At 60.1% G+C, this 8,656-nt stretch carries 8 protein-coding genes; 1 reads left to right on the forward strand and 7 read right to left on the reverse strand.

Features of this window, described 5'->3' with window-relative positions; translation table 11 throughout:
* The coding region (locus tag J8I35_RS34035) for an SDR family NAD(P)-dependent oxidoreductase (RefSeq protein ID WP_124639920.1) at positions 1-152 on the reverse strand (152 nt) is incomplete at its 3' end.
* A gap of 52 nt (positions 153-204) precedes the next feature.
* On the reverse strand, positions 205-945 hold the full coding sequence (locus J8I35_RS34040; RefSeq protein ID WP_050017224.1) for an acetoacetate decarboxylase: 741 nt from the start codon (positions 943-945) through the stop codon (positions 205-207).
* A gap of 433 nt (positions 946-1,378) precedes the next feature.
* On the opposite strand from J8I35_RS34040, the gene J8I35_RS34045 reads away from it, so the two are divergent.
* Complete coding sequence (locus J8I35_RS34045) at positions 1,379-1,960, forward strand: phosphatase PAP2 family protein (RefSeq protein WP_175973624.1); 582 nt, start codon at positions 1,379-1,381, stop codon at positions 1,958-1,960.
* A gap of 25 nt (positions 1,961-1,985) precedes the next feature.
* Here the strand turns inward: J8I35_RS34045 and J8I35_RS34050 are convergent, their stop codons facing one another.
* The 5 genes from J8I35_RS34050 to J8I35_RS34070 form a co-directional block, all read right to left on the reverse strand.
* Positions 1,986-2,219 (reverse strand): hypothetical protein, encoded by a 234-nt coding sequence (locus J8I35_RS34050; RefSeq protein ID WP_050017222.1) that lies wholly within the window; start codon positions 2,217-2,219, stop codon positions 1,986-1,988.
* A 148-nt stretch (positions 2,220-2,367) separates the two neighbouring features.
* Complete coding sequence (locus tag J8I35_RS34055) at positions 2,368-3,189, reverse strand: siderophore-interacting protein (protein ID WP_209929352.1); 822 nt, start codon at positions 3,187-3,189, stop codon at positions 2,368-2,370.
* A gap of 38 nt (positions 3,190-3,227) precedes the next feature.
* The gene (locus tag J8I35_RS34060) at positions 3,228-3,941 is read right to left on the reverse strand and encodes a PadR family transcriptional regulator (protein WP_209929353.1); all 714 of its coding nucleotides are present in this window, start codon (positions 3,939-3,941) and stop codon (positions 3,228-3,230) included.
* Positions 3,942-4,523: 582 nt separating this feature from the next.
* Positions 4,524-7,052 carry a S8 family peptidase gene (locus tag J8I35_RS34065; RefSeq protein WP_209929354.1) on the reverse strand — a complete coding sequence of 843 codons (2,529 nt, stop codon included), beginning with the start codon at positions 7,050-7,052 and terminating at the stop codon, positions 4,524-4,526.
* A 59-nt stretch (positions 7,053-7,111) separates the two neighbouring features.
* On the reverse strand, positions 7,112-8,098 hold the full coding sequence (locus J8I35_RS34070; protein WP_175858909.1) for an ATP-binding protein: 987 nt from the start codon (positions 8,096-8,098) through the stop codon (positions 7,112-7,114).
* Positions 8,099-8,656: the final 558 nt, after the last annotated feature.

Here is an 8,656-nt window from a genome sequence, read left to right on the forward strand (position 1 = left end):
ACGATCTCGTCGGCGACCGCGTTCGCGCCGTCCTGGTTCAGGTCGGCGATCGCGACGGCCGCGCCTGCCTTGGCCAGTTCCAGCGCGATTTCCTTGCCGATGCCGCTCGCGGCGCCCGTGACGACTGCGGTCTTGCCATTCAGGTTGCTCATGTTCGAATTCCCGTGGTGAAAGGATTGACAGGGAGAAAGGAGTGCGGACGTGTTACTGGGCCAGATAATCGTAGACGACTTCGCCGAGGCCCAATGTCAAATCTGCGACGATGTGCCGGGCTTCGACGATCTCGAGCACGGGCAGGTCGGCCACCGGCGCGAGCGCGTGCGGCGCCAGTTCGAGCGATGCCGGGCCCGTCCATGCGCCCTTCATCTTGATGTCCTGCATGTAATAGCGCACCAGTTCGCATACGCGCGCGGTGCCGTCGACGTGCGGGATGATCTTCAGCAGGAAATTGGGGCCGGCGAGCCGTTTCGTCTGCTCGTCGATGTCGAGTTCCTTGTGCTTGTAGCCCATCGTGCCGGTCGCGACGCGCACCTTGCCGTAGTCGAGCGTGCCGAGGAGGTGGTCGGTGTTCACGTGCAGCGTGGGCGACGCGAGCTTCTTCGGGAAACCCCACAGCTCGCGGCCGCCGGCGATCGGCGGGTGATCGTCGAGATACATCGCGAGCGTATAGCCGCCCGGCTGGCCGTCGTATTCGACGGGGATCACCTGGCCGCTTTCGGTGTAATCGCCGAAGCCGGTCGAATCGGCCATGCGGATGAATTCGTAATGCACGAGCGGCTCGGTGATTTGCAGCGGCTCGGGGACGATTTCACGAAGGCGGTCCGGATCGGTGCGGTACGTGATGATAAGAAACTCACGATCGACGAAACGGTACGGGCCCATCGGGAACGCAGGGCTGGTCAACGGCATCGCAAACGCTTTCGATCGGACATCGCTGGGTTTCATGCGGACTCCTTGTTGTTGATCGCTTCGTGGATGAGTGGTCGTAATCGTATGCCTGTGCGTTGCCGTTGTGCGATGCCGCATATGGAATTAATTGTTGCCGATTTCGAATTATTTGCGGCGTAAATATTGAGATGAACGGTGTGAAACGGCGGTGTCGGCACCCGGCCGCGTCAGCGTCGCACGCGTCGATGACGCCATCATGTGAAAAAGGTGAGTCTTTACGGGAAGCAGGGTGAGCTTTTGCGGGAAGCCCGGCGTGGGAATATGACAATTGTGTGAACTTGTGTTGCAGTGCAGGTTCTAAGTGCGTTCGCCGCGCGGTCCTCGTCTGGGCGGCTGCCGCCTTAAGCACCGCCTAAGCGGTCACGTCCTAGCATCGTTCGTCTCTGGCCGGGCCACTGGCCGATCATTCATGCCTCACGCAACCGGATTCATGCAGAACCTCAATCTCGCCCTCTTTTCCGCCATCAACGCCGGGGTTGCGCCGCACCCGGGCGTTGCCCGCCTCGCGATCTTCGCCGCCGACTGGCTCGTCTATGCGCTGCCCGCGATGCTGCTGCTGACCTGGATCTTCGGTGCGCGCCCCGCGCGGCGCCAGGCGATCGAAGCCGGCGTCGGCGTCTGCGTGGCGCTCGTGCTCGCGCAGGCGCTCGGGCATGTCTGGTTCTCGCCGCGCCCGTTCATGGCCGGCGTCGGCACGCAGTTGATTCCGCATGCGCCGGACAGCTCGTTTCCGAGCGATCACATGACGTTCGCGTGGAGCATGGCGGTCGGCCTGCTGCTCGGCGGCACGACGCGGGTCACCGGTTTCGTGATGGCCGCGATGGCTGTTGCGATCGCATGGGGGCGCGTCTATGCGGGCGTGCACTGGCCGTTCGACATGGCGGGCGGCGTGCTGGTCGGCACGGTCGGCGCGCTGGCCGCACACCTGTACGGGCACCGCGTGACCGCGCTGCTCGAACGGCTCGGCGATTCGGTGCATGCGGTCGTAATGGGGCGCCGGCAGGCGCCGTAAGCGGAAGGAAACCGGCAGGACGCCGTCAGCCGGACGAGCCCGGTGTGCGGGCCGATTCGGCCGAGGCGGATGGACCGCCACCCGCGTCGCGCAGCTCGGGTGTATCGGCCGGATGCCGCGCGGTATCGCGGTCGAGGGCGCTTTCCGTGAGGATCGCGCACATCGCGACGAACAGCGCGACGACGACCGCGGCGAGGCCGCAATAACCGGCGATCTTCAGGTGGCGAAGGAAAGGCGAAGCGTGGCTTTCTTTTGTCATGACCGGGCGCTCCTGGGCGGGCTGCGGCGGCTGTCGCCCGACAGCGGCGCGCAGACATAGATATATACCAGCCGCGATGCCGGTGCCAAGCCCGCTGCTGCGCGGGCGCCACGATTGTTGCAACCGCCCGGCAACCGGGCGCCCCCGCTCAGTCTTCCAGCGTTTCGTGCACGGCCGCCGCGCCGCGCTTCCAGTAGGCCGCCGCGCGGATGCGCGACTTGTCGATGCCGCGTTCGCCGGTCAGGTGCTGGCGCACCGCGCGCATCGACAGTGCTTCGCCGGCTGCCCACACGTAGCCGTCGCCGGACGGCGGCAGCGGCAGATCGCGGACGGCGTTCAGCAGCGTGTCGCCGTTCGCCGTGTCGGCTTCGGCGCGGAAGCGCCAGATTTCATGCACGTCGGCGCGCGTCTCGAACGAGATCTGCGCGGTGCGATCCGCGACTTCCAGCACGACCGCCGCGCGCGCACCGGCCGGCAGTTCCTCGAGGCGTCGTGCGATGGCCGGCAGCGCCGTATCGTCGCCGATCAGCAAATGCCAGTCGAAATCGGTCGGGACCACGAACGAACCGCGCGGGCCGCCGATGCCGAGCCATTGGCCGACACGCGCTTGCGCGGCCCACTGCGATGCGGGGCCGGGATGGTTCAGCACGAATTCCAGATCGAGTTCTCCGGCGGCGCGATCGAAGCGGCGCGGCGTGAAGTCGCGCGCGACCGGCTTCGGTTCGCCTTCCGGAAATTCGGGGCCGTTCGGGCCGAGCGTCGGCAGCGCGGGCCGTTCCGCGCCGGGCGGCGGGAAAAAGACCTTCACGTGATCGTCGAACGACGCGGATTCGAAATCCGCGAGATCGGGGCCGCCGAGCGTGACACGCAGCAGGTGCGGCGTCACGGTATGCACGCGCAGCACCTGCAGCAGGCGGAACTTGAGGGTGTGGCGCACGCGGGTGACGGTGCGTTCGGACGTGTTCTGCATCGATCCGTTCTCCTTGGGTGGTGACGGGGCGGCGCGGATCACGCGCCGGCGCCGCCTTCGATTTCAGCCGTCGCGCGGCGCATGATGGCCGCGATGCGGCGCTGTTCGTCGGCATCGGCGGCGCTCTTGTGCAGCAGCGCGCGCTTGAGCGCGAGACGCGCCTCGACGAATTCAGGCAGCCAGCCGGCTTGCGATTCGTCGTGCGCGTCGGCGCCCGCCGATTCCCCGGCGAACGCGCGGCGCATGAATTCCATCTTGCGAGCGAGGTGCGTGAGGCGCGCGAACAGCGTGTCGACTCTTTCGCGCTGGGCGTCGAGATGCACGCGGCCGGCGTCGGTCAGCGCATAGCGCTTGCGGTTGCCTTCCGCCTGCGACGCGACGAAGCCGACTTCGTCGAGATACGTGAGCGCCGGATACACCATGCCGGGGCTCGGGCTGTAGAAACCGTTCGAGCGCGTGTCGAGCGCCTTGATCAGTTCGTAGCCGTGGCTCGGTTGTTCGGCCACCAGCGCGAGCAGCAGCAGCTGGAGATCGTCGGAGCTGAACTGGCGGCCGCGCGGCATCGCGTCGTCGCCGAAATCGCCAAAGCCGCCGCGCCCGCCCCGGCCGCCGAACGGGTTGCCACCAAATCCATCGTGGCCGCCGCGACGGTGGCGGCCGATCGCGTACCAGAGACCGGCGAACCAGTCAGGGCGGGCATGCGCACCATGACCGTCGCATCGGGCATGGCCGCGGGAGGGGTTGTGTCGCATGATCGTGTCCCATGTGTCGTAAAACATATCTAAAGATATATATCGAAAGATAGGGCGTCAAGGGGATTATTGGGGGCGGGATGGGGGCCGAGCTGTGTGTAGGTTGGCAAAAAAGGTGGTCTCTTTCGCAATATTTGATCAAAGCTATTAATTTCTTGATTCAATAGCTAGCATGTCTGCTCTCGGTTGCCGTGGAACTTCTGCGGAAAAGGCGCCCAGCGTCTCGGGAGGGGAAATCATTGCTGTAGCTTTGAGGAGTCCGGTGATGGCTTTTCTCGGCGATGTCGCCCGAGTCATCATCAAGGAGGTATCAGATTGGCGTTTTCAATGTGCTGCCAATGGATGCTCAACGAAGGAAAGTGATTCGGATTGCGTACTAATTTAAGAATGGGTATGCGCCAAATAATGACGCTATTTCAGATCAGCACATTGATCAACTGAGCGCAATGGTAACTGCGCCAGTCGGTGATTCGGAGAGTCGAGGCCGGTTACGGGAAAGTTTCACGATATATGCCGACAGGGTAGGCGGGCGCGACCGTTTGCATGTGGCAACGAATCGTCGCCCCGCCGGATCAGTCACGATTAGAAATCGTCGTCGGAAGTGTCGATCTCTACGTCAATCGGCACCCCAAGCTCGTGGGCGATCGGCTGATAAATATCCGTTTCGACGTCGACTGGCAGTTCGAGCGATACCACGAGGGAATATCTGACCTCGTTGTCCCATTGTTCGGCGTCTTTCCAGTCCTTCCACCAGCCGCCAACCGGATACACGGCAATCTGCCCTTTCGCAGCGAGGGCAGCAGCGGTGCCCGTCCACACGTCAGAATGGATACTGCCTCTTGTTCGTAACTGGGATCCCAGAGTCCAACCGTCGACGTCGGGGTCGGGATGCCTCTGTTCGTCATCTGCATCACGCTCCGCCAAATTGACTCGACTCAGGAACTCTTCGTCGGTTTCGCTTGCACCTTTCAGGGAGAATCGCAACCCGAAAGAGGGGTATCTGTACTTGCTATTCCAGCCCCGTTTGCTCGGATTCGGATCGACAAAGTAAGATAGCGTGATGCGAAGTTCCGCTTGCTGTCCTTCAAGCTCGAGGAGTTCGTCTGAAGGCCAAGGGAGCTCATGTATATTGTGATTCCCCATCTTGATCGAACCGTCCTTTCGAAACGGCGTTAGCGTTTCTTCTAACACGATAGTCGCACGTTGCTCGCTCGACGATAGGGAGTACGTAGGCTGAATCGCACCGTAACCGACTGTGCGTAATAGATTTCGCTTGTCTCGCTGCGTCGGTTGAACACTGAGATTTGCGCGCATGGCCGGCGTGTGCCGAGCGCCATGGATGACAAGGGCTCTGACTGTTTCTGGCCAGTAATCTGGATAGCGGCTCCAGATCTGCGCACACAATCGTGCCACCTCCGCTGTCGCTGCGCTTGTATCTCCGGTCTCACAGAACAAAGATCGTTGGAACCGGGAAGCAGTAGTGACCATGCGCACCGAGTCGGGGCCGGGGGTCCCGGTGTTCGTGCCGTCAATGGACCCATTACCGCCCTCGGCCACCACATCGGGCTTGAACGGCCACTGATTGATCCAGGTAAGAGACGTCCGTGAACTCGGCGCAAGCGCGCCTACGTCGGCGATAGCTTGATACCCGGGATATTGATGCGCATTGATATCAGCAAGCGTGGTGTAGGCGCCAACGCCGATAGCGTTCCACGCCTGCGCCGGATCTTCGATCGACCGAATTGCGTTCGAATTGGGGTACTCGTGCCATTCATTGCTCTGGACGTTACCTGCAGCCAGCACGAAAAGTCTTTGACGAATTGGCTCGGGGTTCTCGTCGTCGTCAACGTTGATCTCGACTGAAGGCCTTCCAAATGCCAACTGGTCGATCGTGGCGGACCATTCTGAAGGGTCGCCACTTGTATCTCCAATTGCGGTGGTCATCATCGCAAACACGCGGCGATCAGTCTCTGCTGCACCCTCCAAGAGTTCGGCCGACCTGGCGACGATAGCGCCGTAGAGATGGGGGGAATTTGCACCGTTGGGAGGAAGTATCTTCGCCGACTCGAGAACGTGATTGATGAGCACAGGCTCGTTGGAAGCCAACAGTTCGGTCAGATTCCCGTAGGCAGATATGCCGGCCATCTCGGTGCCATGCCCCTCGTGATCGGCAAGTCCCCATGTCTCGTCGTATGCGTGCAGATCCTGTTCGCCAAGGACATCGGAAAGAAGCGGGTGTGCTCGATTCACTCCGGTATCGAGAAGGGCAACGCGAGTCTCTCCTGCGTTCTCGCCAAATTCGATGCGTCCAACCAAATCTTGGCCCCACTCGGCCTGGTCCGCCGGCGTCAACTCTCCAAGGAAAAACTCCGCAGTGGGTGCGACGCTTCGAAACTCGGCGACGAGATCCAAAAGCTCGGCGCTTTCCTGGAGCGAATCTCGGGTTGCTTGAACTGCGACGACAACTCTTCCCGGGAAGGTGACGTAGCCTGGCTCAACGATAATGCCGAAATTTTCCCCTTCTTCCGCGAATTCATCACGGATGGCACCGGCTGACTGCCCTTTCGATCGAAGCCAAACTTGGTACCAGGCAAGTTCATCAGGCGCTGGAGGATCTGAGCGTGAGGTCCAAAGATCTCCGAAGGCGATGGCACGAAATTGCTCGATCGCATTCACAAGTGCCATATGGGCGGGTTTTTCATGTTCAGTATCTTTCTCGAGATACTCGTTTACCCGCTTCTCGAATGCAGAAAGTTTTCCGTCGGGCACGAATACAACGAGGACGTCCCGATCTCGGGCATCGACGAAAGATAAGACTTCGATTCCGTCTCGCTTCCACTCAACCGAGGTGGGATTAAGAGCGCCCTTTGGCCGAATCTCGATTGCTATCGAAAACCCCGCCTGCCGCCGGGGAAGATCGAGTTGCTCGCGCCTACTCTCGATCGCGGCAGCGGTAACTCGCAGACGTTGCAATTGCCCGATGAGGCGCGTGCCGTGTGCCCGTCGGTTGCGCGGCATTGTGGGCAGATTTACCCGCGCCGGCGGAGCGATGTACTCTCGTGTTTCGCTGTAACCGTTTGCAAACAGGTGAGGAAGGTTTGTTTCGGGCATATCGGATTTACCAAGTGAACCGAGATGCTCGAGTGTACAACTAACTCAAACAGTAAGCCTTAAAAATCATGGAACTGATTGTGTGCGCGCTCAGACAAGTGAGCGATAACAGAATCTTCGCTCACAACTCCCTCGCCATTCAGAATGGTGTCTTTAATCGTATCGATGCAGGCCCGTGAAATTTCAGCTTGAGATTGACCTTCGGCGGCACTTGTAACACGCTCAAAATTAAACGACACAGCCACATAGCTGGCAAGCCGATTCCTTAGCAACTGCTCGATTTGCTCGGCGTTCGGTACAGCATAGCGCACGACGTCATCGAATCGACGGAAAAGCGCAACATCGAGATCTTTCGCGTGATTAGTGGCGGCCAGAATAAGGCTGTCCGAGTCATCTTGATCGAGCAACTGCAAGAACATATTGAGCGTACGGCGCATTTCAGCCACGTCGTGCTGGCTGCCACGCTGAAGCCCAAGCGAATCGAACTCGTCGAAAAAGTAGACGCCACGAGTTTGCTTTAGAGCATCAAACACAAGGCGTAGCTTCGATGAGCTCTCACCCATGAACTTTGTAATGAGGCTGTCGAAGCGGACAGTGAACAGGGGAAGCCGCAACTCTCCGGCCAACGCGCCCGCGGTCATGGTCTTACCGGTACCGGGGCGTCCAACTAAAAGAATCTTTCGCCGCGGCGCCAGGTCGTGAGCTTTAAGTCGTTCAACCTCACGCTGCTCCCTCAAGATCCGATCGAGCTTGGTTCGCACATCGTCGGTCAACACCATCTGACTCAGGCGGTCCGATGGGTACTTCACGGAAAGCAAATCGACGAGCTCGCCTTTTGGCTGGGCGAGCGGTGTCGGCCGCACGGTCCGGGGACTGTTGGCTTTCACCTTCGCCGCGTCGATCAACTCTCGAAGTTCGGCGGCGAGCCGGGTATGCCCGCGGCGAGCCTCATCCGCCGCAACTTGCGTCGCAACGGCATAGAACTGAGGTGAATCTTCGCTCGCATGGGCGCGCAGTAGCGCTTTGATTTGATCCGATCGTGCCATAGCTATATCCCTCTTCCATCTTAGCGCACTCTTGGCTGAGAGTGATGCTATTATAGCATTTCATTGCTATAGTTACATCTAAATGATTGAGTCACGTTTCCCACGATCGCAAAAGGAGCTCATCAAACTTGCGCGCGGTGCCGCGACGCAGAGGGAGTTCGCGATGCGTCTGAAGGTCGATAAGTCATGTCTATCTCGCTACGAGTCGGGAAAATTGGGGGCTCCGGTGAGAGTGATCGACGAATGCCTAAAGATCGTCGCCAATGGCCTTGTCGAACCGAGTAGTCCTTCGATTGCCTCTGCACTGGAACATGCTCGAATGACGGTGAAGTGCTTGGAGCAATGAGCTGCCCATCGTGAAAAGACGAAGTACTCGTTAGGCTGAATGCACGAACAATACGATGCAACAGTAGCAACGCACGGCCTAGCAGGCTGTTGAATTTGGGAACGGTGTAAACGGGCTTTGCGGGCGGTGCGTTAAAGATATCGTGTTCATGACCTTGAGCGGATAAGCCGATGCGTGGAATGGACGAGATGCAAGAACCGCTGTTCACGACG

Origin of the sequence: Burkholderia sp. CpTa8-5 (assembly GCF_017815045.1) — a bacterium.
In the GTDB taxonomy this organism is placed as follows: domain Bacteria; phylum Pseudomonadota; class Gammaproteobacteria; order Burkholderiales; family Burkholderiaceae; genus Burkholderia; species Burkholderia sola.

Bases quoted from the DNA above. Each gene is read 5' to 3' on its own strand.
- J8I35_RS34045 (WP_175973624.1), top strand. From the start codon at position 1,379: ATGCAGAACCTCAATCTCGCCCTCTTTTCCGCCATCAACGCCGGGGTT.
- J8I35_RS34060 (WP_209929353.1), bottom strand. From the start codon at position 3,941: ATGCGACACAACCCCTCCCGCGGCCATGCCCGATGCGACGGTCATGGT.
- J8I35_RS34065 (WP_209929354.1), bottom strand. From the start codon at position 7,052: ATGCCCGAAACAAACCTTCCTCACCTGTTTGCAAACGGTTACAGCGAA.
- J8I35_RS34070 (WP_175858909.1), bottom strand. From the start codon at position 8,098: ATGGCACGATCGGATCAAATCAAAGCGCTACTGCGCGCCCATGCGAGC.
- J8I35_RS34050 (WP_050017222.1), bottom strand. From the start codon at position 2,219: ATGACAAAAGAAAGCCACGCTTCGCCTTTCCTTCGCCACCTGAAGATC.
- J8I35_RS34055 (WP_209929352.1), bottom strand. From the start codon at position 3,189: ATGCAGAACACGTCCGAACGCACCGTCACCCGCGTGCGCCACACCCTC.
- J8I35_RS34040 (WP_050017224.1), bottom strand. From the start codon at position 945: ATGAAACCCAGCGATGTCCGATCGAAAGCGTTTGCGATGCCGTTGACC.